Consider the following 24448-nt stretch of genomic DNA (forward strand, 5'->3'; position numbering starts at 1 on the left):
GGCGATCAGGTCAAGGTCTAAGCAAACAGATGAACGCGGTCGAACAGCGCTGTGAGTTGGCTGACGTTGTACGGCATATCGTGCACCAGCCAGCTGAGCGCTCGTGATTTTGGCCGCAGCCTAACCGCATGACACGAGGAGCGTTAGGAGGTGGATCCACGTCGTTTCAGGTATATTCAAGGTTCTCGCTTTCAGCGAGCAACGATGCGATTTCGTCATATCCGTAGAGAAGAGCTAATTTCCTCGGCGTCAGGCCTGCATGGCTCTTAAGATCCAGCCGCGCGCGCACGTTGATCAACGATCGTACAGCATCCAGGTGGCCATGCCACGCAGCGTCGTGAAGTGCTGTCAGACCATTATAGGGCCCCTGTGCATCCAGCTCTGGCTGCGCGGCTCCGATACAATCGGTTTCAGCAAGAATTTCAATTACACTTGCATGTCCGTAATAAGCGGCTTCATGGAAAGGTGTACCTTTCATGAGGCCTACGACCTGCCGGGTGTCCGCGCCTGCATCCTTCAGTATGCCCACAATTTCGGCGTGCCCTTCTCGGGCCGCGATCCCCAGTGGAGTGTAGTCGTCGTCAGGCGTCCCGGTGATCGGCGTTCTCTGATTGACGTCTACGCCGATAGCGATCAGACGTTTCACTTCTGCGGCGTCACCCGCTTTTGCGGCAAGAACGAGATCAGATCGTTGGATTTTGGCCTCATTGGCTCGGATTCCATGACGGATAAGCTGCGTGATAGCATCGAGGCCCTCACTCTCGGCGAGGTCAAGTGCCGTCTGGTCCCAGTGGTTTCGGACTGAAGTCTTGGCACCATAGGATAGCAACGTCCTCACACCATCTTCCTGCTTGTGTAAGATGGCATCCATCAATGCCGTATTCCCCAAGACGGGTGACTGCTGATCAACAAATGCGCCGTTGTGCAGAAGTAGCTTTATCACTTCACGATTGCCAGATTGAGCGGCCTTGTGAAGCGCCGTCGCACCCATGCGCGGCTCAAGGATCAAAACATCCGCTCCTGCATTCAGCAGCAATTCCACCATCTGCGGCTGTCCCAGCCCAGAAGCAATCATGAGCGGCGTAAATCCGTCTGTTTCGCGGGCATTCACATCTGCCCCTGATAGAATGAGATCTCTAGCTCCGGCGAGATCGCCGGCAAGTGTTGTAGAATGCAAGATCAATTCAGATCTCCCGTGGAGCGTGGGTACGAAGGAACTTGAGCAGTTCGGCATTCAGGCGATCGGCTGCCTCATGCTGCACCCAGTGCCCTGTGTCTTCCAGACGCACAACATCCACCAAGCCCGGCTGGCTCGCGCGCATGTCGTTGATCGTTGGGTTGTCTTGATGGAAGAACTGGCAAAGCCCATCGGCTGCACCCCAGATGTATAGACTGGGCTGTCGAATGACGGCGTTTTTATAAGCCGACATGAGTTCGAATGTTTGAGGAACGGCGCGGTAGTAGTTCAGACCTGTTTCGAAGCCTGAGCGCTCAAAAGCAGCAATTGTACGGCCGACATAGTCGGGCTCGGCCCAATCTGGCGCGCCTACGGGGGCAGGGCGAAGCATGTGCTTTGCAGGGTCAATCGGGTCCCATCGCTGCTCGGGCGGCGGGCTCGCCGAAAGCCAGTACAGGACGCTCGCGATACTCTTCTGCGCGGGCTGGAATTGTTTGCCTGTGTCCGGATCGTCAAACGCCAGTGCGTAATAGAGATTACCCAGTCCTTTAGCACGCAAGCTGTCGTTGAGGCTTCTCTCACCCCTTGGCGCGTAGGGGATGCTCACACTGACGAGTGCTTTAAACCGGTCCGGCCGCATCAGCATTGCTTTCTGGGCATGATCTGCACCCCAGTCATGGCCCACGAGAGTGCAACTCGGGATTTCCAGCGCGTCCAGCACACCGACCAGATCGCCGACAATGTAGGGGGATGTATACTGTTCAACCTCCGAAGGTGAATAACTCTCCCCGAATCCGCGCATGTCAAGCGCTACAGCTCGGTAACCTTCCTCCGCAACAGCGTTCATCTGGCTCCGCCACGTGTCGGCCGTGTCCGGGAAGCCGTGGGCGAAAAGAACTGCTGGCCCTTGTCCTTGCTCCAGTACGCGGAATTTGTTTTTTCCGACGTCAATCACTCGGTCTACTACTTCACAATCGATGCCGGTGAGATCCGCGTCTGATACCATGGCTTACCTCCTAGAAGTGCTACGAAATTTCCAAAATAGAGATTACGTTCGGCGCGCTGATCCATGCTCAACACCTCGCCGCCGGTGGTTTTCGCACTCCCTCCTACTTGGGTGGGTAGGGTTCTATATCTGCTGACCAGTAGTGCCTGGCGATATTCTGGCTGTTGCGGATAACGTGGTAGGCGATGTCGGGATCGCCGCCTTTGAGTGTGTCCGGATCCGCACCGCACATCAGGCAGTACATTCTTTGATGAATGACGCTCGCAAAATATTGCATCGCCGGCGCGGATTCTTCTTGACCGATTGCTCTCATGTCTTCGGCAGCCTTTTTGACCGCCTTCTCCAAAGCCAGAGAGACCGCAGCAGCCAATCCGTCGTCTGCACGCTTGATGACGTCGACGATCTGTGTTTCAGAGGGGGTAAGAACAGTGCAACGTTCTGTCATGTTTAACTCCATCAACTGTTGAGGTTCCGACTGCGTAGCATTGTGCCTAGTCCGGCCGGCGGGTGAGGAGCGACAGGTAGGTTTTTGCTCTTTCGGTAAACTCGTGGTCGGTATAAAATTTAGACTCAAGCCTCGCGTGGCGTGCGTCGATGACTGCTTCGAGACGATCTGTGATTTCCGGATCCGAAGCGCGTGCGTGATCGAGCAAAGCTTGAATAGCGGTGGTTATGGCAAAATTCTGCGCGGAGAGTGCCAGCTGCTGGCGTTCACTTCCGTCCTTTTCGATATCCTCCCGGCGGTCTTTCTTCCCTCGCCACGCGGGCGGCTTGCCGCTTTCCCTCTCCCAGTGACGGGCGACGCCGCGTCCTGCATACAAAATCTTCCACGCCGTTTCCGGATCCCCTCCCTTGTATGTTGTCGGGTCGGCTCCGCACAAACGCAGGAACAGGTGGCGCAGAACGCCATCTGCGAAGTAATCACGGGGCGAGACGCGTGAACCACCTGCCTGAAGTTCAGGTCCAGCGGACCTGGTAGCGTTGTCAATAGCCTTATCGACAGCTGCCATCAGGAGCTTATCTGCCTCCAGGATCGGGTCGGTTTTTTTCTGCATGCTATCCTCCAATGCCGGGCATTCTGCTCACCTGCGAAGAACATCCTGCCATTCAGGATGTCGCTCAATCTGGGCTTTCGCAAACGGGCAAAGGGGAATGATAAAAACACCCTCGCGTCGGGCATCTTCGACCGCCTGGCGCACAAGCCGCTCACCAACTTTTCTCCCCCGTAAAGCCGCGGGGACGTCGGTGTGGTCGATGATGATGAGCTGTGTGCCAGCTCGACTGTAGGTCATCTCCGCTTCGACGCCCTCAACCACGATCCGGTAGCGCCCTTTCGACGCCCCATCTTCCCGTTCCACCTCCTCGCTAACCGAAGAAGTGGCCTTCTCCGGGGTCTTCGCACTCAGTTCCCGAACTTTGCCGCGCTGACCGTGCGTGCACTCGAGCTGGTCTCGATCCCAATGTCCAAGATCAGCGGCAGCTTCGTAAGTCGAGACGAGAAACGCCATGAGCGCTTCGTCAGGATCGGCCGCAGCCTGAACCGCCTCATAAGGCAGGATGAACTCCGACAGGCCCTCGTGCCAGAATGCCGTATCAGGCCGGACAGACGCAGCCCTGAAACCGCTCGGTGCGGGATAGGCATAGGCATAGAATGCGGGATAGTCGATGCCGCCGCCTCCCGGCCAAAAGCCTGCCGAAGAGACCTCGCGGTCGTAGGCCTCCTGCGCGACGTTGTCCGGCAGTGCCGGTACGCCGCCAGGATGGATTGGCGCCTGCCGTCCCGAAAACCGGGTAACGGCCAGATCGAAGCTGCCCCAGAAAAGATGCACAGGACTGGATTTCCCGATGAAGGATGTCCGGAACGCTTTGAATACCCGGTCTATCGCCATCAGTGCCTCATGAAACTTCCGGACGGCGTCGCGGTCATACGAGCGTTCCCGACGGTCCTCATCGAACGGCACGGCGTCCGCCACTTCATTTGGCTGGCCATGGAAGTCGGGATTGCCGCCGAGTTCGGAGATCAGACGGGTGAAATTGGCATGGAAACCTGCGACGGTAGATGTCCCCAACGCAAACGAGGCTCGCCGTCCGTCACCATTCGAACCAATGACCGCATGTTCATGAAAGTCGAACACAATCTCGATGCCAGGGCCATCAGGGATCGGAGAGGACGTCAGGCCGGAAGGGGTAACGTAGAAAGTCGCGTTCCAGGAATGGTTGAGCCAGGGTGTATGAGCCAGCCGGTATTTGCCGACAATCTGCAGGTAGAGGTGCAGAGCGGAACACGTTTCACGCCAGCTGAGGTAGTCGAGGCGTGGCCATAGATTGCTCATTTTATTTACTCCATTTTCTGCCGAAACACGACGAGGCGGTGAATGCTGTTTCGGTTTGATCGACCGCCCAGGCGATCACGCTACTGTCGTTATTCCGGAAGCGGTATATGCTCGTCGCGATCGTCGATCGGCAAGTCGAACAGGCCTTCGCCCCATTTCTGCGCCTGCCATTCGGCCTTGGCTTCCTCGATGCGCTCCTTCGACGAGGCGACGAAATTCCACCAGATGTAGCGAGGTCCAGATAACGTAGCGCCGCCGAGGATCATCAGGCGAGCGCCTTTTTGGCCGGCTGCAACCGTGATCCTGTCGCCGGGGCGGAAGACCATCATCTGCGGTGCCTCAAACTCCTGGCCGGCGATCGAGATCGAGCCTTCGACGATGTAGATGCCTCTGTCTTCGTGATTGTCCGGCATCGGCAGGCGAGCACTCGGACCCAGTGTGACATCGGCGTAGAATGTCTCGGAGAACATGGTTGCTGGAGCGGTCTTGCCGTAGGCGTTGCCGAGAATGAGCCTAACCGACACCCCTTGATCCTCGATGACTGGTAGCATCTCCTCGCCGTAGTGGTTGAACGTCGGCGCCATGTCTTCATTCTTTTCCGGTAGGGCGAGCCAGGTCTGGATGCCGAACAGGCTGTTCGGCCCGGTTCGGGCCGTGGCCGTCGTACGCTCCGAATGGGAAACACCGCGGCCGGCGACCATCCAGTTCAACGCACCGGGACGGATGATCTGATCCGCTCCCGTGCTATCGCGGTGATGAAAGTCGCCGCGATAGAGGTATGTGACCGTGCCAAGCCCGATATGCGGGTGGGGCCGGACATCGATGCCCTGGCCTGTCAGGAGCTCGGCCGGTCCTGCCTGATCGAAGAAGATAAATGGTCCAACCATCTGTCGCTTCGGGGCAGGCAGGGCGCGCCGAACCTCGAAGCCGCCAAGGTCGCGGGCGCGCGGAATGATCAGCGTTTCGATCGCGTCAATTCCGACCTCGTCCGGACAGCCTGGTTCAATTGCAGGGTTCCAGCTCATGTGAGGAAACCTTTCTTATCTGTTAGGCGATTTACATCGCGGAGTGAATTGGTTGCTGCTGTTCTCTGAAGGCATCATCTGAGACGGAGTTATTTCTCTTCAGGCGGAGTTCCGCGCCCGACGTACTATTGAGAGATGTGAGCTCGTGATCAGGATTGGGTGATCGGTTATCCGCACCCGACGCCCCGCGAAGTTTTTCGAAAGATGCGATGAGATATTCGGAAAGGATACGCACCTTGCGCGGTGGATGGATGCTGGATGGCCTGACAACATGAACATCCCCGACGGGCAGCGGAAAGCGGGTCATGATTGGGACGAGAGCGCCTGAGGCAAGATATTTATGGGTGACACAGTCCGGAAGCCATGCAATGCCAAGCCCCTCAGCTGCGGCTTTGGCTATCGCCGCGCCGTTGTTGGAGCTGAAGCGACCCTGTGCCTGCACGGTGATGATCCTGTCGCCTTCCAGGAACCGCCACGCCTCGATACCTAGCAAGGCTTGATGGGTCGCGATTTCATCTGGCGATTCAGGTGAGCCATGAACCCTGATATAGTCGGGGCTGGCCACGAGCTTGAAATAAATCTCGCCTACGCGCTTCGCGATCACGTTGGAGTCACGCAACGCGCCGACTCGAATCGCGCAGTCGAACCCTTCTGCAACCAGATCGACACAGTGGTCGCTATATTCGGCGTGGATCTGAAGCTGCGGGTGGCGGCGCGCCATTTCTGCAAGAACGGAGGCGAAGTGCATTGGGCCCGATGTCAGCGGAACGGAAACTCTCAAGCGTCCACGAAGGTCGCCTTCGGGCAAAATCGTTTCGCGTGCAATGTCTATTTCGGTGCAGGTCTTTGCCGCGAAATCGCGAAACGTAACGCCCGCCTCAGTGAGGCCCGCACCCCGGGTTGTGCGCGCAAGAAGTTGAACACCGAGTTCCACCTCGAGTCGGGCGAGCCGCCGACTGACCATCGACTTGGAAACCCCTAACCGGCGCGCCGCCGGCGATACACCTCCGGAATCTGCAACTTCGACAAAGGTCCGCAGATCTTCGATGTCCATTTTGTGTCCCCGTTTTGCGATCAAGCCTAGCTGTCAAGCGTGTTGTGCTGCTCTGACCACCGGCGCCACTTCATTGCCCAGCAGTTCTATTGATCGTTTCATTGCTGAAGTATCGAGAGCGGCTGTGCTCATCTGGAAGGTGATGCGTGATACGCCAGCCAGTGTTTCACTGGCCCGCAGCATTTTGGCTGCCACCGTCGCTGGATCACCAACCAGGAATGCCCCTTCGGGTCCCGCCATGGTCTCGAACTGCTGACGCGTCGGCGGCGACCAGCCGCGCTCGCGACCGATATTCGCTGTCAGATGCGCCCAGCCAGGGAAAAAGGCATCCCTGGCTGCAGCATTGCTTTCGCCGACGAAGCCCATCGCATGAACACCGATCTTGAGCACCTCGGGGCTGTGCCCTGCGCGTTTACCAGCTTCCCGATAGAGATCGACGAGCGGACGAAAGCGCTCAAAGCTTCCGCCTATGATGGCGATCATCAAGGGAAGACCAAGCGCACCGGCGCGCGCGAACGACTGCGGCGTGCCGCCGACACCGATCCATGTCGGAAGTCGTTGTTGATGAGGACGGGGATAGACGCCTTGTCCGCGGAGCGGCGGTCGGAAACGCCCTTCCCAGCTCACATTCGTCGACTCTTGCAGAGCAAGCAACAAATCGAGCTTTTCCGCAAAAAGATCGTCGTAGTCACGCGTGTCCAAGCCAAACAGTGGGTAAGCTTCGACGAAGGACCCGCGACCTACAACGATTTCCGCTCGACCCCTGGAAATCAGATCGAGGGTTGCGAATTCCTGAAAAACCCGCACGGGGTCGGCGGCACTTATAATTGTTACCGCGCTCGTCAATCTGATCTGGCTGGTCCGTGCCGCAGCGGCAGCCAGTATGATCGTCGGCGCGGAGTCGAGAAACTCTGCGCGGTGATGTTCACCGATACCGAACACGTCCAGTCCAACGCGGTCCGCCACTTCGACTTCCTCGATCAGTTCTGCCATACGGATGGTGGCCGAGGGAACCTGACCCGTCGTCGGATCTGTGAGGATAGCTGCAAAACTGTCGATACCGATTTCCATTATGGGTCCTTTGAAAGATTTTTAGCGCAGAGCTTCTTTCTCCACGGGTGCACGGCCACCGACAGTCTGAGAGTGGCACCACAGCCGGTCATGCGATAGTGCTCGATCCTGGGAAGCTCTGTCGCAAAATGGGGAACGCCATTTGCAAGAGGATCTGCATGCCCACCCGGCTTATTCCCGGCGCGGAGGCATGGCATCTTCCGGGTGGACAAAAGAGTATCGGCCCGAATCTGCGAGATTGCCTCGTGGCAGGCATACAATGGCGATCGCGACCAACGAGGTGGAGGGGGGGTGAAGAAGCCGATCTCCCTGCCATTTTACCTCCGGACAGATTGCATCGGGTGTGCTTTTGCCACTTACGATCTTACAGCCACGACCGCCGGCAGGCATTCAGGTTTCAGCTGCATCAGTATTACCAGGTAGCTGGAGCACTCATGGAGAGATTGATCGGACGTTTTAGGCAAAGACTGGGCCTCTGGAGGTCAGGCCCAGCCTCGGATCGGGAGCCAGCCTGAAGCGGCTTGGCCACCGCACTCAAGCCGAGAAACAAACTCGCTTCATCGTTTCGTTCCCACGGCCAGAACGGCGGTTGCGCGGAGGATAACCGTGTTGCCGCTTGCCAATCCGTCGATCACCTCAAGTATTGCCGCGTCGACACGCCGTCGTTTATCGCTATCAAGCTGCGCGTAGACGCCCATATAGCTGTGCAAGTCACGAAGTTCGTCAAGATAAGCGTGCCCGGCGGGGCCTTCCCAGACGGTCTCGATCTCTTCGACGTCAATCGCGGAAAGGTGGGCGTGAGCCATTTCCTTGGCCAACCGATCGGGTTCGGAAAGCAGGAGAAACCCCTCGGGAGGCGCAGGCGGTCGCATCTCGGGAAACACCAAGCGTAGCGCTTGCGCCATGACCATGAACGGACCGCCGCCCGGCGGTCTACGCCATGTCGCCACACAGGCTTTCCCGCCGCGCCGGGTCACGCGCGCCTGCTCCATCAGACCGCGTCGCCAGTCCGGGAAGATACTGGCTCCGAAGAGTGAGAATGTTGCATCGAAGGAGTCATCTTCCAGAGCGAGCTGCTGACCATCCATCAGCGTTGCATCACTCGATGGAAATGGCGCGAGCCGTCGTTTCAAAAGGTTGACCATACCTGGTGCATGATCAATGGCGAGCACCGCTGCGCCACGAAGAGCCGCCGGAACGCTCAGTGCACCAGCGCCAGCCGCGATGTCGAGGACAGTGGTGTCCCACTCGATACCTCCCATGCGATCCAGGGCCACGGAGGCGACCTGCCCTGTATTCCGGTTCGCGGTCATCTCATATACATGGGCAAAATCATCCGTCATGTGGGGATGGTCTAAAGCCGACCTTGCGATTGGGATCCAGCTTGATTGCGCGCTGGCGGTTTTCTCCGGAAGCTCAGACTTAACCATAAGAGTTCTCGTTTCCGTTATTGAACGCTGGACAAGGCGTTCGTTACTAAGCGTAGAGCCAATTATTGAGGGGTGGACGTAATTCTATCGCGACCAAGTGGTCTGGTCGTCTCTGCATCGTGTGCCAACCCTACGTCTGCAGCGGAAACGTTCAATCGATCGCAACATCGAGGTGTTTCTTGGCTACCGATCTGAAAAATCGTCCACCAGCCATGTACGTCCAGCCTCTCGAAGAGCAGGCCCGTGAAGAGGCCGTGACCTTCTGCCCGACCGTGCGGTCGCTTACGTCTCACCGACCGATACCACCGTCTGGGCGGCCGCATAACCGACGATCTACGGGGACTGCGGCGGCGGCGTCAGGCGCCGGTTGATCAGGTCGCCGCCCCCAACCGAAATTGCCTCGACGGCAATCAGGACATCGTCCGGTCCGCAGACCGGATCGGGTACCTCGGCATATGTCAGGACTGATGGGGACCGGGATTGTCATAGACTGCTGCTTTCATCGATGTCTCCTCGCTTACGCTGCCATCAGGCGAGCCTTGCCAGCCACTCCGCCAGCAGGCGGGTGCCGGCCTCCTCGAGCGTTTTTCCGTTGAGCGCGGTGTCGCGGCGCAGCGCGACGGGACTGACGCCCGCCGTCGCCAGTTCGCTCGCATGGCCCAAAAGCCAATGCTCGAACCGTGCGGCAAGCGCCTCTGGATGGAACTGGAGGCCGAGAATGTTCGGCCCGCGCGAAAAGGCCTGGTTGTGGCAGATCGGAGTGGAAGCGAGGCGCGCGCATCCCTCCGGCAGATCGAACGTATCGCCATGCCAATGCAGAACCGGAACATCATGCAGCGCGGCAAGAGGGTTGGGCGTATCGGTCGCCGTGAGTTCGAGCGGCGACCAGCCGATCTCCTTCTGCGACCCGGGATAGACGCGAGCACCCAGCGCGGCGGCCATTACCTGCGCGCCGAGGCAGATGCCGAGCGTCGGCCGGTCGGCGGCGAGACGCGCCCGCAGCAGCTCGATCTCCTCGGTGATAACCGGATAGGCTGCATGATCGTTGACGCCGATCGGGCCGCCCAGGACCACGAGAAGATCGGCAGCCAGCGGATCGAGGCTCGCGACCTCCTGTTCCGCCACGTCCACATATTCGATCTCATAACCGGCCGCGCGCAACGGCGCCTGAAAGCTGCCGAGATCCTCGAAGCCTATATGGCGAATGGCCTGAACTTTGCGTTTCGTCATGATATCGTCTCCGAAGCCGAAAGGGGTTTTGCGATCCGCGCCGCCAGGATGTGTTCGAGGTCTTTCAGGGCCGCGGCGGCGGTGGCCAGCGGCTCCTTGCCGGATCCGATCGCGATCGTTTCGCCCATCGCGTCGGTGACGATGCGGATCGCCTTGTCCTTTCCGTGGATGTTGGCGAACGGGTCGGCGAGCGGATAGGTCCTGATGCCGACCGCGGCGCGAAACGTGCCGTCCACGCGCGTCAGCCTTCCGATGAGTTTCGGAACGAGCCCCTCGCTGCGCCATGCCTCGATACGGTCCCCGGTGATTGACTGTATGCCCTCGACGGTCAGATCATCCATGTCCAGATCGGCGCCGAGGCCGAAATTGGCAAGGATCAGCAGCTTGCAGGCGGTGTCCCAGCCTTCCGTATCGTTGCGCGGATCGGCCTCGGCGAAACCGCCCTGCTGTGCCTCGCGCAAGGCCGCCTCGAAGCCGATCCCGCGTGTGGTCATCGCGTCGAGCAGGTAATTGGTGGTGGCATTCAGGATGCCCTCAACCGAGAGCACCTTACAGCCCTTGAGGCTATGGTCGACGAGATCGACGGTCGGGAGGGCGGCGGAGGCGGCACCACTGAGTTTCAGCATCGCGCCGGAGCCCCGGGCAAGCTCGCGCAACTGCCCTCCGCTATGGACCAGCGCGCCTTTCGAGATGACGATCGTGTCACGCCCGGCCGACAAGGCCGACCGGATATAGGCAAGCCCCGGGCCGCCGGTGCGGAAATCGCTCGGCCCCGCCTCGATCAGGATGTCGGCGCCGTTCGCCTCGATGAAGGCCGGGCCGGACAAACCGTCCTCGAGCGTGAGCAGCCGTTCCTCTTCGAGACCGTCCACATCCGCGATGCCCGACCGCGATCCGCAGACCGCGACCAGCCGGACATCCGCGCCGTAGACGTCGCGATAGCGCATCCGCCGGGACAGAAGCAGGCTTGCCGTCGCGCGTCCCACGCCTCCGAAACCTGCGATGGCGATTTTGTAGGTCTTCATCTTCCCCTCGGCTCTTTCGCTTCCAGACGCCTTACCTTATCGCGATGCAGCCGGTCCGATAAGCGGTTCCGGAACAGGACGGATGTGCAGGTGGTCGCGGCCGGACATGTCATCTCCCTGCACTTGCTCGGACAGTCGCTCATTGTCCCGTCGGCGAACGTCTTCGGACGCTTCCTCGACATCCATCTCGGCGTAACCCAGCGCCCGCAGGCCCTCCGCCCCCATGAGATAGGCGGATTCGACCGTCTCGCGGACCTGATAGTCCACGCCGGCGCGGATCAGTTCCACCGCGTGGCCGCGATCATAGCTGCGCACGAGTATCCTGGCCTGAGGGAATTCGTGCTGTGCAAGTTCGACGATCTGGAGAGCGGCCTTGGGATCGTCGACGCAGATCATCAGCGCCTCCGCCGTGCCGGCGCCGGAGTGGTGCAGGGTATCGAGTCGGGTGCCATCGCCGAAAAACACCTTGAACCCGAACCGCGCGGCTTCGCGGATACGGTCGGGGTTCATGTCGATCACGGAAAGACCGACACCTCTGGACAGCAGCAGTTGCGACGCGATCTGCCCGAAACGTCCGAAACCGACGATGAGCACCCGCCCATCAAGATCACGGGCGACGTCGACGCCATCCATCGACGCCTCGCCTTTGAGCCGCCGCTCAGCCGCGATCATGAGAAGCGGGGTCAGCGCCATGGAGAAGATCACCACGGTGGTGAAGAGTGCATTTTCGCGAACGCCGATCACGCCGCCCGTGGTTGCGGCGGCATAGAGCACGAAGGCGAATTCGCCGCCTTGCAGGAACATCGAGGTGCGGTGCAAGGCCTGATGATTGGAACTGCCGAACGATCGTGCCACCGCATAGACCACGGCGCCTTTTGCAATGGTGAATGCGACCAGCATGGACAGGAGAACCCGCCATTCCGCAGCGACTACCGAGAGATCGAGCGACATGCCGACGGCCATGAAGAACAGGCCCATGAGCAGGCCGCGAAACGGCTCGATGTCGCTTTCGATCTGGTGCCGGTAGCTGGAGCTCGACAGCATGACGCCGGCGAGGAAGGCGCCCATTGCCATCGACAGCCCGGACCCGGCCATCAGCAAGGCGGCGCCAAGAACCACCAGCAGCGCGCCCGCCGTCATCACCTCGCGCGTTCGCGACCGCGCCAGCAGGGCGAAGAACGGGTTCAGGCCCCATTTTGCCACGCCCAGAAGAACCAGCAGCGCGCCGAGCGCCAGCAGGATGTCCGTCCAGCCCGCCTGCCCTTCAGACAAGGGCGACAGGAACGCGACCACCGCCAGAAGCGGGACGATCATCAGATCCTCGAACAGGAGGATCGAGACCGATTTTTGGCCCTCGACGCTCAAGGTCTCGCCGCGATCCTGCAGGACCGACATGATGACGGCCGTCGAGGAGAGGACGAAACCCGCTCCGGCGATGAAGGCCACCGGCCCGGAAAGACCGAAGACCAGCATGCCGGTCAGCGCAAGGGCCGCAATCGCAAAGGCGACCTGCACCAGCCCCAGCTCGAAAATCTGGCCGCGCATGGCCCACAGCTTGTACGGGCGCAGCTCCAGCCCGATCACGAACAGGAACATCACCACGCCGAGCTCCGAGAAGTGGAGGATCGACAGGGCGTCGGCGAACAATCCGAGCACTGACGGGCCGACCAGCACGCCGGCGGCGAAATAGCCCAGGACCGAACCGAGCCCGAGCCGCCTGAACAGCGGCACTGCGACCACGGCCGCTCCCATCAGAACGATCGCAGGCCCGATCGTCTGTCCCAAGCTTGCTTCAGCCATGAATTCGCCTCCCGTTTTGTCAGCTTGCCCGGCACGCAGCCACGAGCGTTTGGCAGCTCACCTTTGAGCCATGCAGCTGGCTGTACTTGGAGATCGTTCCTTGCCAATTCTGTAAAGCGATCCGTAACGTTGCGTGAACTGGCTGAATAGACGCGTGGATTGCAAAAGTCTGTCGCGAATAGAGGAACGCCTATTCCCTAGCTGCTTTCACGAAATTCTGCGAACTAATGAAATACAATCAACCCCGCTTATCGCATCAACTACGAACTCAGGGAGAATTCCATGTCCAATTTTGCCGTCACGGCTGTCGTTGCAAGCGCCCTTTTGTCCGGAACTGCTGTCGCTCAACAAGCAAAGCCTACCATCGTTCTCGTACATGGGGCATTTGCAGACTCGTCAAGCTGGAACGGCGTGATTACCCGACTTCAGCGAGACGGATACAGAGCCGTTGCTGTTGCTAATCCCTTGCGCAGTGTCTCGAGCGACGCGCGCCTTGTTTCTGACGTCGTCGCGGGCATCGAAGGACCAGTGGTTCTCGTCGGACATTCCTATGGCGGCCAGGTTATCTCGACTGCCGCGAACGGACACGATAACGTCAGGTCGCTCGTCTACGTGGCAGCGTTCGCACCGGAAGCTGGAGAAGCGGCGGCTGATCTGGCGGGTAAGTTTCCAGGCGGAACGCTCGGAGAAGCGCTAGCCGCTCCGGTCAAGCTGTCCGGAGGTGGAGTCGATCTCTACATTGATCAGGCAAAATTCCATCACCAGTTTGCTCACGACGTTCCCTCCGAGGCTGCCGCGTTGATGGCCGCCGGCCAACGGCCGATCACCGAAGCCGCACTGACAGAGAAATCTGGCGAACCTGCCTGGAAATCACTCCCATCCTACTTTGTTTACGGTGACGGCGATAAGAACATTCCGGCCAAGGCGCTGGGGTTTATGGCCGATCGCGCGGGCTCTAAGCGCACGGTCGTCGTCGAAGGTGCGTCGCACGTAGTCATGATCTCGAAACCAGAGGTCGTAGCGGAACTGATTGAGGAAGCTTCCAAATAAATGGATTTGGAAGACAGCTCGTGGCTTCAGGCGCCAGTACTGCAAGCCATGATGTGTGGAACACAGGAGGGGACGACTTCATGCCTGTTAGTCCGGAGGAAAAATCAGTCGGTCGACGATCCTTTATTGCCGACACACTGTCGCTTCTTCTTTTCTTTACGACGACAGGCATAATCAACGAGCGAATGATCGCCGGAATGACATGGGAGCAGGTCTTTCATGCCCGGCTGCTGGGAGCGGTCTTTATGGTGCCGGTTGCGCGGCCTTATGGCCTTTGGCGTGACTGGATCATGAAGCGCGCTAGGGAGACGGCGCTTTCGCAACTGATCTGGGACTGCGCTGCGCTCATGACTTTCCAGGTGCCGATTTACGCGGCCATTATCGCGGTGAGCGGCGCAGCGGGGGCCGGGTTGCTGAGTGGTATCATTGGCGCAACAGTTATGATGCTGGTTCTCGGGCGGCCTTACGGATTATTCCTTAATTGGGTAAGACGCGTTTTCGGTCTGCCCAGGGGCGGAACTAAACCGATGTCGCTCAATAACTGAGAAGAGCCGGACCACACCTGCCTTCTTCTCCCAATCCTGACGCCAGGCTGCGAAGGTTCGAAAACTAAGGAATCCATCATGATCAAGTTATTGGGCACAGCTCACCCGATTATCCAGGCACCAATGGCAGGTATTTCTACTCCGGCTCTGGCTGCGGCGGTTTCCAACGCTGGTGCCCTCGGTTCACTTGGGGTGGGTGCAAGTTCGGTTGACCAGGCAAGATCAGCAATCATTCAAACTCAGTCACTTACCCACAAGCCGATCAACGTAAACGTCTTTTGCAACGCTCCACCGCGGCGAAACAGGACCATCGAGGCAGCTTGGATCAGCCATTTTTCTCCATTTTTCGATAAATTTGGTGCGGAGCCGCCGGAAAGTCTCAACGAGATCTACCAGACCTTTGTTGTCAATGAGGACGCGTTCCGAATGCTTCTAGAGGTGCGCCCCAGATTCGTCAGTTTTCATTTCGGCATTCCTTCGGTCGAAAAGATAGCCGCATTCAGGGAGGCTGGCATCAAGACGCTGGCAACAGCGACTAACCTGCAGGAAGCGCGGGCAATCGAAGCAGCCGGTGTCGACGGCATAATCGCCCAGGGTATCGAGGCTGGAGGACATCGCGGCATGTTTGATCCCCACGCAAAAGACGATCAACTCGGTACAATTCCTTTGGTCCGGCTGTTGGTCCGAAAGAGCAGGCTACCTGTGGTCGCGGCTGGCGGCATAATGGATGGCCTCGGCATCAAGAGCGCGCTCGAACAGGGTGCCGTGGCCGCCCAACTAGGCACAGCCTTCATCTTGTGTCCTGAATCGGCGGCCGATGAGGGATACCGTGCAATTCTTAAGAGCGGTCGATCTGGCTTAACAAAATTGACATCCGTGGTTTCGGGCCGGCCCGCCCGCGGGATTGTCAACCGGCTGATCGAGCACGGCGAGGCGGGCGCAGGACTGCCGCCAGCCGACTACCCGATAGCATATGATCTGGCAAAGCAGCTTCATGCAGCTGCGACGAGGGAGGGCACCAACGAATTTGCCGCTCATTGGGTAGGGCAGGGGGCGCTGCTCGCCCGGGAATTCCCAGCAGCGCAACTCGTAAAGACGCTTCTCGAAGAGGTTGCAGGCACAAACGCGCCTGTTTAGCTGTCGCGATGACACGGCTCTTAACGGATCAATTCGTATTTCTTGTCACCATTCGCGCGGCCATGTCAATACATTGAGGCTATACCTTTAAGTCTCTAGTAAACTTAGCTAGTATTACTGTGCGCTGCCGTTGGCGCTGTTGGCATGGCGGCGATTCGAGAAGATCAGGCCTTTCAACGATCGCATGCCCGTTTTGCTTAAGCCAAGTTCGACTACAAGCTCCGCTGGTTTCAGCATCTACACGACTAATACCAGTCGTCAGTGAATCTGACTCACGGGATTCCCAAATGCCGTCGAATCTGAATCTATTGTGCAAACGGGAGGTTTGCGATGGGTTCAGCGATTTCATTGCGGTCGGATTTTGATGGGGCGAAGCTGCGGCTTCTGGCTCGGCAGACACGTAATGCCGATCAGGCTCGGCGACTTCTTTCGCTTGCATCGATCTATGATGGCGGCTCGCGCGGTGATGCCGCTCGTCTCGGCAGTGTCACGGTTCAAATCGTTCGCGACTGGGTCGTGCGTTTCAATGATCGGGGTGCCGACGGCCTGATCAATGGCAAGCCTTCGCTGCTGAACGACGAACAGCGAGCAGCCCTGGCGCGGGCTATTGAACGCGGGCCGACCCCGTATCTGGATGGGGTCGTTCGATGGCGCCTGTGTGATCTGGCTCAATGGATTTGGGAGGAATTCCGGGTCTCGGTGAGCGAAGAGACCTTGGGGCGCGAGGTGCGCGCTATGGGGTATCGCAAGCTTTCGGCGCGCCCCCGGCATCATGCTCAGGACGCAGAAGCGGTAGAAGCATTTAAAAAACGTATGGCTCGCCCCGTCTGCAAGTGTTTTGATAGATGTCTAAACAGTCTGCGCCAACGTATCCGGTCTCAGGGCAAATCCCTGGCCAAGATGGAGCTCCGCGCATTCCGATCCTCATAACTTCCTCGGCGGCTAGCGCCATTTTTTTAACCAGGATTTCGGAACACCGTTCGACAGTCAGGCCATCTTTCACAACCACATGCAGATATCTTCAGCAGCGCCCGCCGGCGGCGATCGTTGCCGATTATTTGGTTATGCTTGGACCACCGAATCCAAGCTGTTATCTTTGTAGGGACGGCCGCTTTGTAAAACAGCCCACACGATACGCGCTAACTTTGCGGCAAGCGCGACGATCGCTTTGTTCTTGTGAGCGCGACCAAGTAGCCCCCGCAACCAGTCGCCAAGAGCTGTCGGAGATTTGGAAAGCATCGGAAGAGCTGCGCGCGCACCGTGGATTAGCATCTTTCTCAAATATCCATTTCCTCGTTTGGTGATACCAAGCAATCTCGGTTTTCCCCCGGTTGTCATCTGTCGTGGCACAAGGCCTAGCCAGGCCGCCAAGTCTCTGCCGCGTCCGAAGGTTTGCGCCTCCCCAACTGACGCAACCAACGCAGTCGCATTGAGAGGTCCAATGCCAGGGATAGTGGCCAGAAGCCGGCATGGTTGATCGGACCGGGCATGGGCTTTGAATTCATCGTCAAAAGCTGCAATGCGGCGATCCATTTCACTCCACTGTGCACGCATATCCGCAATAAGAGCCATCGTTCGGCGACTGAGGGAGGGCTTTTCTTCGTCAGTTTCCAAGTCAAGCCAGATCTCGAGCTTACGACGGCCTTGTGGAACGGTAACGCCCCGCTCCAAAAGGATCGCCCGCAGTTGGTTGATCAATGCAGTTCGTTCCCCGACAAGACGGTCACGCGCACGATGGAGGGTTTGCATATCCAACTGCCTTTCCTCCTTGATTTCAACGAAACGCATAGTCGGTCGCGTGGCCACTTCTGCTATTCCCTCTGCGTCACGGTCGTCATTCTTTTGAGCCTTTACGTGAGGGCGCACATATTCGGGTGACATCAGACGAACGTCATGACCTTGAGACTGAAGCTGCCGACCAACATGGTGGGCGCCACAGCACGCTTCCATTGCCATTATGCACGTCGGCAGAGTTGAGCCGAGTTTGATGACGCTCTCGCGGCGCAACCGTCGCCGAAGCACGACTTGGCCGCGCTCGTCCAATCCAACAACACTGCAACTGTTCTTTCCAAGATCAATACCCAACACGGCGATCTGCATTGCTCTTCTCCTCGTTAAAACCCCGTCATGCAAAATGCACGATGTGGGAGGGAGGGGCGAGCCATTCCATAACTTCCCCACCGCAGTGGCAGAAATCGCCGCCGGCCCCGCCAAAGGCAAAAGGATCGAAATCTGGTATTAGGACGAAGCCCGAATAGGTCAAAAGAACAAGATCACGCGACGCTGGGCGAAGCGGGGATCAAGACCATCCGCCCCACACGACCAGCGCACGCGCTCGGCATACATATTCGGTGCGATCTGCCCAAGGCTCGGCAAAGCAGCGGCTCTCGTCATGCCACGGTGTGACACCCATGCCATGAACCAGCATCTGATCGAGATATCCCGCAACGTCGCAGACGACGCCCATGCCATCCTCATGATGGATCAGGCGGGATGGCACATGTCCAACAATCTCGTCGTGCCTGGAAACATCACCATCCTGCCGCTGCCGCCGAAATCGCCAGAACTGAACCCTGTCGAAAACGTCTGGCAGTTCATGAGGGACAACTGGCTCTCCAACCGCGTCTTCAAATCCTACGAGGAAATCGTCGATCACTGCTGCCATGCATGGAGAACCCTGCAGGAGCGGCCATGGAAGATCATGTCCATCGGCCGCCAACAATGGGCGCAAGGGTTCTAATCAATGACGGTTGGTATAAGCCGCCGAGCTGCTGGGGCTGGAAGTACCCGTGGTCCTGGTAGGTGATTTTAACGTCATGCCGACGGAGTTAGATGTCTATAAGCCGGAGCGTTGGACTGAGGACGCGCTGTTCCGCATCGAAGTCCGGGAAGCCTACCGAAACCTCGTCGCTCCAGGATGGACTGATGCGCTGCGCGAAATGCATCCGGGAGAGCGCATTTACACGTTCTGGGACTATTTTCGAAATGCCTATGGACGCGACGCGGGTTTGAGGCTCGACCATTTCCTGCTCAGTCCCGACCTTGCCGAGCGACTGAAAAAAGCTGAGGTCGACAAGCATGTTCGCGGCTGGGAGCACACCAGCGATCACGCGCCGGTGTGGATCGAGCTGTCCGATAATAAGGTCAAGAGGAGGAAATGATGAGGTGCGAATAGGGAGCCAACTGGCGGTCGGCCGGGGGACCTTGGAGGATCGAGCTAAAAACCAGTCGTCTCAACCTATAGCCAGATTTTCCTATACCTATCGTCCTGCTGCGCTATGCAGATTTTATGAAGTGGAGAGCATTCAGATATCAGGAAACGGATTACGATCTAGGTCATCTCGATCCGTTCGAATACGATCTTGTCGTGCCGGCAAAGGATGGCAAGCCGGAGCGGAGCTATAGGTTGAATGTGTCCTATTCGATGCATTGCTTTACGCGCGGTGCGCGGAAAGGGGAAAGCATACCAGCGGAGCTCGCTTATAGAGATAGCCGCGAAACCCGGATATTTGAGTTCGACCGTCACGCCCAGTCAAAATTCTTACCCGAGATCTTCAGATCGCTCGCAGACCGGAAATTCCATCACGGCGCCCATGGTAATTTCTATGTGTTTGAGATCATCGACAGCACGGGCACCAAACAATATTACTCGGTGTTTTTTACGCTCTCGAAGGCTGGAAAGAAGGCCGGGTTAAACCTCTTTATCACGACGGCGCATATGCGACCGGAACAGCCCTACGCCAAAAATGTAAAGCCGGTTCGATTCAACGTCATCGTTCACAATATCTGGACGGGAAAAGGCGTGAAGCCGGCACCATAATGGAAAAGGCTCCCGTAGGAGCCTTTAAGTCGGACGCTTCTTGGTTATTCCACACTTGGGTGTGAACCAGTTTCCTGGCGAGCTGCTGCTGAAGTCCGTCTCTGCAACACACGCAATATGCCAACTCTGTACCGAAAAGTCAAGAACCAAGTCTGTTCTCGGCGCCTGTATGCAACAGGGGTAGGCCGCTATCTGTTGTTCCTACGGCAGCATATAAGAGGCTTGCAGACCTGCTGCAATGACACCTGTACAGACACACGTCTTCTCACCACAGTGCAGCTTCGTCGAAGTGTGATGCGACATCCAGGTGTGGCAAACCATTTGCCTATTCTCACTTCCCGGCCGATCCTTCTGATCGAATAGAATCCTGATTGATCGTGCTATCGCAGCTCCAGCTTCGTACGGTCGATCCATCTTGCCGTCCGTATTCGGAACGACAATTTGGAATGGTCCGAGTACGTTGCCCTTCCTAGCCGTTGGCTCCGCGAAAGGGGTACATAAGGGCCTTATCTCTTCGGGGCCTGGACTCCTGTCACATTCATCGACCTAGGCAGGCGTGCATCGCCGTTAGTGTTGGCGGATTTCTGTGAAAAAACAATGTTTGCTATTCTCGTAGATTGTCGTGGTCGACGGTTCCAATCCCATCAAGAGCATATGGCAAAGCTACCTGCAAATCCGCAGCTTTCTTCTCACTCTGGAATACGGCGCCGACCCCGATAAGAACGGGCTGATCAAATCCGATATTACACATTGCTGCGCCCAGCTTGCTCAAGCTGCCGGACCATCGCCTTTCGTCTTTTCGTGTCAGGGACTGCACGATGGCCGTCGGTGTGTCCGGGGGTAGCCCCGCAGCGACCAACCTTTCGGCGAGTTCACCTGCCGTGCGGCCCGCCATGTAATAGATGGTTGTGGTCTTCGGGTCGGCGAGGCTCGTCCACTCAAGATTGTCGGGCAATGTGCCCTTGCGTGAATGTCCGGTGACGAACCGAACTGACTGCGCATGATCGCGATGGGTCAGCGATATACCAAGTTGGGAGGCCATTGCGCTTGCGGCGGTTATGCCTGGCACCACGTCTACTCCGATCCCAGCGTCTTCGAGACAGGCGATTTCCTCGCCGGCACGGCCGAATATCATCGGGTCGCCGGATTTGAGTCGCACCACGCGCTTGCCGGCTTTTGCCAGTGTCAGCATCATCGAATTGATGTCCTCCTGTCGGCAGCTTTCGCGACCGCCGCGTTTACCCACCAGCATGCGCTTGGCTTCGCGGCGCGAGAGCTCCAGCACCTCGTCGGAGACAAGATCGTCGAACAGGATGACGTCGGCAGCCTGCAGGGCGCGGACAGCCTTCAGCGTCAGCAGTTCGGCGTTACCCGGACCGGCGCCGACAAGCGTCACACGGCCTTGCTCCTGCGCGGATGTTGCGACGTGCGCGGCTTCGTCAAGAAGGACGGCCTCGCTTTCCGCATCCGCCGGTGTCTGGAAGGCTCGGTCCACAAACCGTTCCCAGAAGGCGCGCCGTTGCGGACCGACAGCAAGCCGATCGTTGACCCTTTCACGCACCCGTTGGGCCATCTCCGCCCAGCCCTTCAAGGAAAGCGGCAGCAGTGTTTCGATCTTTCGCCGGATTGCCTGGGCCAGGATCGGCGCCGCGCCGTCCGTCGAGATCGACACGACGACGGGTGAGCGGTTGACGATCGAGCCGAACTGGAACTGGCAGAAGGCCGGTTTGTCGATGACGTTCACCGGCACGCCGGCCGCGCGCGCTGCGTCGAAGAAGGCTTGCGCTTCGGCATCGTCCTCACAGTCGCCGATGGCCAGTGTGGCGCCCGTGAAGGCTCCGGTGGTCCAGAGTGCGTCGTGGTGCACGAAGCAGCCCTGCGGATGGTCCGTCCCCCGCGATATCAGTTTTTGGAACGTATCGGAGAGCTCGTCCGAATAGACATGCACTTGCGCCCCACAGGCCGCGAGCAGTTCGGCTTTCCAGGCGGCGGCATCCGATCCACCCGCAACGACGACACGCTGGCCTTCCAGCGCCCAGAAGACGGGCAGTTTCGCCAGCGGCGCCATTCGGGCCGGCGCATCATTCCGCGGCTGCTGCAAGACATCCATCGATGATCCCCCTGATCTCAGCGCGGCAGGAGCCGCAATTGGCTCCGGCATTGGTCTCTTTGCCAACGGCTTCGACGCTGTGGCAGCCGCCTCGAATGGCGGCGACAATGCGATTGACGCCGATCGAATAACAGGAACAGACGGTGGCGCCGGGGTCGGGCTGATCCGCTCCGGGCCGACCGGCAATAATGGCAAAGCGTTTGCGCAGGTCGGAATGGGAGGCCCGCAACTGGCCAATTGCCCAGTTGCGGGCAACTGCGACGGGCTGGCCGGCGAGGAAAATGGCGGCCAGAAGCTTGTTGCCATCAAAAAAGGCAAGCCTCTGCTCGCCGGATTGCCTGTCGGTATACCCGAGCGGTTCGATATCAGTGGAAATTGCAAAAGTATCGCGGCACCAGTCTGTCCAGTCATCGACCCTGTCCCGGAATGCCAGCTCGGTGCGCCATCCGCCATCTGCTTTCGCGATCGCCCAATAATCGGTTGCAGACACTGAGGGCTTTCCGGCTGAAACGGCAAAGCCGTAAACACTCGCGGGAAACCGGCGGGCTGCAATCGCTACGTTTTTTGCAGCAGGCTGGCCCGAGACTGGGTCGGTCAGCGGCGGTACGAGCGCGTCGATCCGCGCCTTGGCGGCGAACTGGTCGTTCCAGTGCATCGGCACGAAAACACTTCCGGATGCCTGTCGCTCGCTTATTAGGACACGGGTGATCACCGTGCCGGAAGGACTTTCGAGTTCGACCAGATCAGCCGGAGAGAGGCCGAGCTCCATGGCGTCACGAGGATGAAATTCCGCAAACGGTTCGGCGATATGGCTGGAGAGCCGGGCGCTTTTGCCTGTTCGCGTCATCGTATGCCAATGATCACGGATGCGACCGGTATTGAGCGTCAACGGATACCGGACGCTGGTGCGCGCGGTCGTTGCGGCAGCTTCTATGGCGATGAAGCGCGCCTTGCTATCGGGATGGTAGAAGCCGCCGTCGGCGAAAAAGCGGCTCGCATGCCTGGCCGCGCCGACAGGCTGTGGCCATTGAAACGGTGCAAGCCTGTTGTAGGCATTATCATCGATATCGCCATAGGCGCCGATATCGAAATCGCGACGACCGTTGTTTTCGAAAGCCGAAAGAGCTGCGTGTTCGGCAAAAATCTCCGCTGGCGAGGCGTAGTCGAACCCGTCGAAACCCATGCGCCGGGCGACCTCCGACATCTGCCACCAGTCCGCGCGGGCCTCGCCGGGCGGCGGCAGAAAGCCGCGTTGCCGGGAAATCCGCCGCTCTGAATTGGTGACAGTGCCGTCCTTTTCACCCCATCCGAGCGAAGGCAGAAGCACGTGCGCGTGGCGTGTCGTGTCGGTGTGGCGCAAGACGTCGGAAACGACCACGAAAGGGCAGGCCCTGATCGCAGCCTCGACGAAATCGGCATCCGGCATGGAAACGACCGGGTTGGTCGCCATGATCCACAGCGCCTTGATGCGTCCGTCTGCAACCGCCTTGAACATGTCGACCGCTTTCAGGCCGGGTTTCGCCGCCATGATCGGCGAGGTCCAGAAGCGCTGCACGCGCTCCCGGTCGCTTTCGTTTTCTATTGCCATATGGGCGGCGAGCATGTTGGCAAGCCCGCCCACTTCGCGGCCGCCCATGGCGTTCGGCTGGCCGGTCAGCGAGAATGGCCCCATGCCCGGCCGGCCGATGCGACCGGTGGCCAGATGGCAGTTGATGATGGCATTGACCTTGTCTGTGCCGGAAGACGACTGATTGACGCCCTGACTGTAGCAAGTGACGGTTTTTGGTGTCTGCTCGAACAGGCGGAAAAAACGCTGTAGCTCTTGGGCCGGCAGGCCTGTGCGCATCGTTAATTCCGGTTCAGACAGCCCGGCGGCCGCGGCGACGGCCTCATCGAAACCCTTGGTATGGGCAGCTACATAAACTGCGTCGACCGCGCCTGTTCCGGCGAGATGGGCAAGCAGCCCCATGAACAGTGCCACATCGCCATCCGGCTTTATCGCCAGATGCAGGTCGGCTATGTCGCATGTCATCGTTCGGCGCGGATCGATGACGACGATCTTCATCTGCGGCCGCTCGGCCTTTGCTGCGGCCAGCCGCTGATAGAGGACGGGATGACACCAGGCGAGGTTCGATCCGGTCAGGATGACGAGCTCTGCGAGTTCCAGATCTTCATAGGTTCCCGGCACCGTGTCGGCACCGAAGGCGCGACGATGACCGGCAACCGAAGAGGCCATGCAAAGCCGGGAATTGGTGTCGATATTGGCCGAGCCGATAAATCCCTTCATCAGCTTGTTGGCGACGTAATAGTCTTCGGTGAGCAATTGGCCGGAAACATAGAATGCAACAGAATCCGGCCCATGCTCGGCGATTGCTTGCGAGAAGCGTTGCGCCACGAGGTCGAGTGCCCGGTCCCAACCATCCCGCTGGCCACCGATTTCCGGGTAAAGCACGCGTCCGTCGAGGTCGATCGTCTCAGTCAGAGCCGAACCCTTGGAACAGAGCCGACCAAAATTGGCCGGATGGTCCGGATCGCCCTTCACCGTTACAGCATCGGTGTCCGCCACGGCAACAACGACGCCGCAGCCGACGCCGCAATAGGGACAGGTGGTTTTCGTCTCGACGGACATGGGCGC

Annotated in this window: 20 protein-coding genes and 2 pseudogenes; 7 read left to right on the plus strand and 15 right to left on the minus strand. The window is 58.8% G+C overall.

Annotated elements, in window-relative coordinates:
* Nucleotides 1-166: 166 nt before the first annotated feature.
* The 12 genes from AAIH70_RS24120 to AAIH70_RS24175 form a co-directional block, all read right to left on the minus strand.
* Nucleotides 167-1183: an ankyrin repeat domain-containing protein gene (locus AAIH70_RS24120; RefSeq protein WP_430035933.1), complete on the minus strand. Its 1017-nt coding sequence runs from the start codon at nt 1181-1183 to the stop codon at nt 167-169.
* A gap of 1 nt (nt 1184) precedes the next feature.
* A complete protein-coding gene (locus AAIH70_RS24125; protein WP_430035935.1) occupies nt 1185-2183 on the minus strand; it encodes an alpha/beta fold hydrolase in 999 nt (332 codons plus the stop codon).
* Between the two features lie 103 nt (nt 2184-2286).
* Nucleotides 2287-2628: a hypothetical protein gene (locus AAIH70_RS24130; protein WP_430035937.1), complete on the minus strand. Its 342-nt coding sequence runs from the start codon at nt 2626-2628 to the stop codon at nt 2287-2289.
* Between the two features lie 46 nt (nt 2629-2674).
* A complete protein-coding gene (locus AAIH70_RS24135) occupies nt 2675-3238 on the minus strand; it encodes a hypothetical protein (RefSeq protein WP_430035939.1) in 564 nt (187 codons plus the stop codon).
* Nucleotides 3239-3265: 27 nt separating this feature from the next.
* On the minus strand, nt 3266-4516 hold the full coding sequence (locus tag AAIH70_RS24140) for a DUF5996 family protein (protein WP_430035941.1): 1251 nt from the start codon (nt 4514-4516) through the stop codon (nt 3266-3268).
* Nucleotides 4517-4605: 89 nt separating this feature from the next.
* The gene (locus AAIH70_RS24145) at nt 4606-5541 is read right to left on the minus strand and encodes a pirin family protein (protein ID WP_153353381.1); all 936 of its coding nucleotides are present in this window, start codon (nt 5539-5541) and stop codon (nt 4606-4608) included.
* A gap of 31 nt (nt 5542-5572) precedes the next feature.
* Nucleotides 5573-6595 carry a LysR family transcriptional regulator gene (locus tag AAIH70_RS24150; protein ID WP_430035943.1) on the minus strand — a complete coding sequence of 341 codons (1023 nt, stop codon included), beginning with the start codon at nt 6593-6595 and terminating at the stop codon, nt 5573-5575.
* A 33-nt stretch (nt 6596-6628) separates the two neighbouring features.
* The gene (locus tag AAIH70_RS24155) at nt 6629-7666 is read right to left on the minus strand and encodes an LLM class flavin-dependent oxidoreductase (protein ID WP_430035945.1); all 1038 of its coding nucleotides are present in this window, start codon (nt 7664-7666) and stop codon (nt 6629-6631) included.
* Nucleotides 7667-8223: 557 nt separating this feature from the next.
* A complete protein-coding gene (locus AAIH70_RS24160; RefSeq protein ID WP_430035947.1) occupies nt 8224-9096 on the minus strand; it encodes a class I SAM-dependent methyltransferase in 873 nt (290 codons plus the stop codon).
* A 528-nt stretch (nt 9097-9624) separates the two neighbouring features.
* The gene (locus tag AAIH70_RS24165; protein WP_430035949.1) at nt 9625-10326 is read right to left on the minus strand and encodes a glutamine amidotransferase; all 702 of its coding nucleotides are present in this window, start codon (nt 10324-10326) and stop codon (nt 9625-9627) included.
* Nucleotides 10323-11351, minus strand: a complete 1029-nt coding sequence (locus AAIH70_RS24170; protein ID WP_430035950.1) for a homoserine dehydrogenase — start codon at nt 11349-11351, stop codon at nt 10323-10325. The genes AAIH70_RS24165 and AAIH70_RS24170 overlap by 4 nt, the downstream gene beginning before the upstream one ends.
* 36 nt (nt 11352-11387) lie before the next feature.
* The gene (locus AAIH70_RS24175; protein WP_430035952.1) at nt 11388-13151 is read right to left on the minus strand and encodes a monovalent cation:proton antiporter-2 (CPA2) family protein; all 1764 of its coding nucleotides are present in this window, start codon (nt 13149-13151) and stop codon (nt 11388-11390) included.
* Nucleotides 13152-13433: 282 nt separating this feature from the next.
* Between AAIH70_RS24175 and AAIH70_RS24180 the strand changes: the two genes are divergently transcribed.
* From AAIH70_RS24180 to AAIH70_RS24195, 4 genes are all read left to right on the plus strand, one after another.
* Nucleotides 13434-14201, plus strand: coding sequence for an alpha/beta fold hydrolase (locus AAIH70_RS24180; protein ID WP_324185270.1), 768 nt, complete (start codon nt 13434-13436; stop codon nt 14199-14201).
* An 80-nt stretch (nt 14202-14281) separates the two neighbouring features.
* Nucleotides 14282-14746 (plus strand): L-alanine exporter AlaE, encoded by a 465-nt coding sequence (alaE, locus tag AAIH70_RS24185; RefSeq protein ID WP_430035954.1) that lies wholly within the window; start codon nt 14282-14284, stop codon nt 14744-14746.
* 78 nt (nt 14747-14824) lie between these two features.
* Nucleotides 14825-15883 carry an NAD(P)H-dependent flavin oxidoreductase gene (locus AAIH70_RS24190; RefSeq protein WP_430035956.1) on the plus strand — a complete coding sequence of 353 codons (1059 nt, stop codon included), beginning with the start codon at nt 14825-14827 and terminating at the stop codon, nt 15881-15883.
* 330 nt (nt 15884-16213) lie between these two features.
* Entirely contained in the window at nt 16214-16813 is a 600-nt protein-coding gene (locus AAIH70_RS24195; RefSeq protein WP_430035958.1) for a helix-turn-helix domain-containing protein, read from the plus strand.
* 132 nt (nt 16814-16945) lie between these two features.
* Here the strand turns inward: AAIH70_RS24195 and AAIH70_RS24200 are convergent, their stop codons facing one another.
* Nucleotides 16946-17983, minus strand: coding sequence for an IS110 family transposase (locus tag AAIH70_RS24200; RefSeq protein WP_430035960.1), 1038 nt, complete (start codon nt 17981-17983; stop codon nt 16946-16948).
* A 70-nt stretch (nt 17984-18053) separates the two neighbouring features.
* On the opposite strand from AAIH70_RS24200, the pseudogene AAIH70_RS24205 reads away from it, so the two are divergent.
* From AAIH70_RS24205 to AAIH70_RS24215, 3 genes and pseudogenes are all read left to right on the plus strand, one after another.
* Nucleotides 18054-18623, plus strand: a pseudogene (locus AAIH70_RS24205) (IS630 family transposase); the annotation flags it as partial.
* A 19-nt stretch (nt 18624-18642) separates the two neighbouring features.
* Nucleotides 18643-19044, plus strand: a pseudogene (locus AAIH70_RS24210) (exodeoxyribonuclease III); the annotation flags it as partial.
* Nucleotides 19045-19172: 128 nt separating this feature from the next.
* A complete protein-coding gene (locus AAIH70_RS24215) occupies nt 19173-19703 on the plus strand; it encodes a hypothetical protein (RefSeq protein ID WP_430035962.1) in 531 nt (176 codons plus the stop codon).
* 604 nt (nt 19704-20307) lie between these two features.
* Here the strand turns inward: AAIH70_RS24215 and cysG are convergent.
* A complete protein-coding gene (cysG, locus tag AAIH70_RS24220) occupies nt 20308-21813 on the minus strand; it encodes a siroheme synthase CysG (protein WP_430035964.1) in 1506 nt (501 codons plus the stop codon).
* Nucleotides 21785-24442, minus strand: coding sequence for a molybdopterin-dependent oxidoreductase (locus AAIH70_RS24225; protein ID WP_430035966.1), 2658 nt, complete (start codon nt 24440-24442; stop codon nt 21785-21787). Before AAIH70_RS24225 ends, cysG begins: the two co-directional genes overlap by 29 nt.
* Between the last annotated feature and the right edge of the window lie 6 nt (nt 24443-24448).

It is taken from the genome of Neorhizobium sp. BT27B, from assembly GCF_050455485.1.
GTDB lineage: Bacteria > Pseudomonadota > Alphaproteobacteria > Rhizobiales > Rhizobiaceae > Neorhizobium.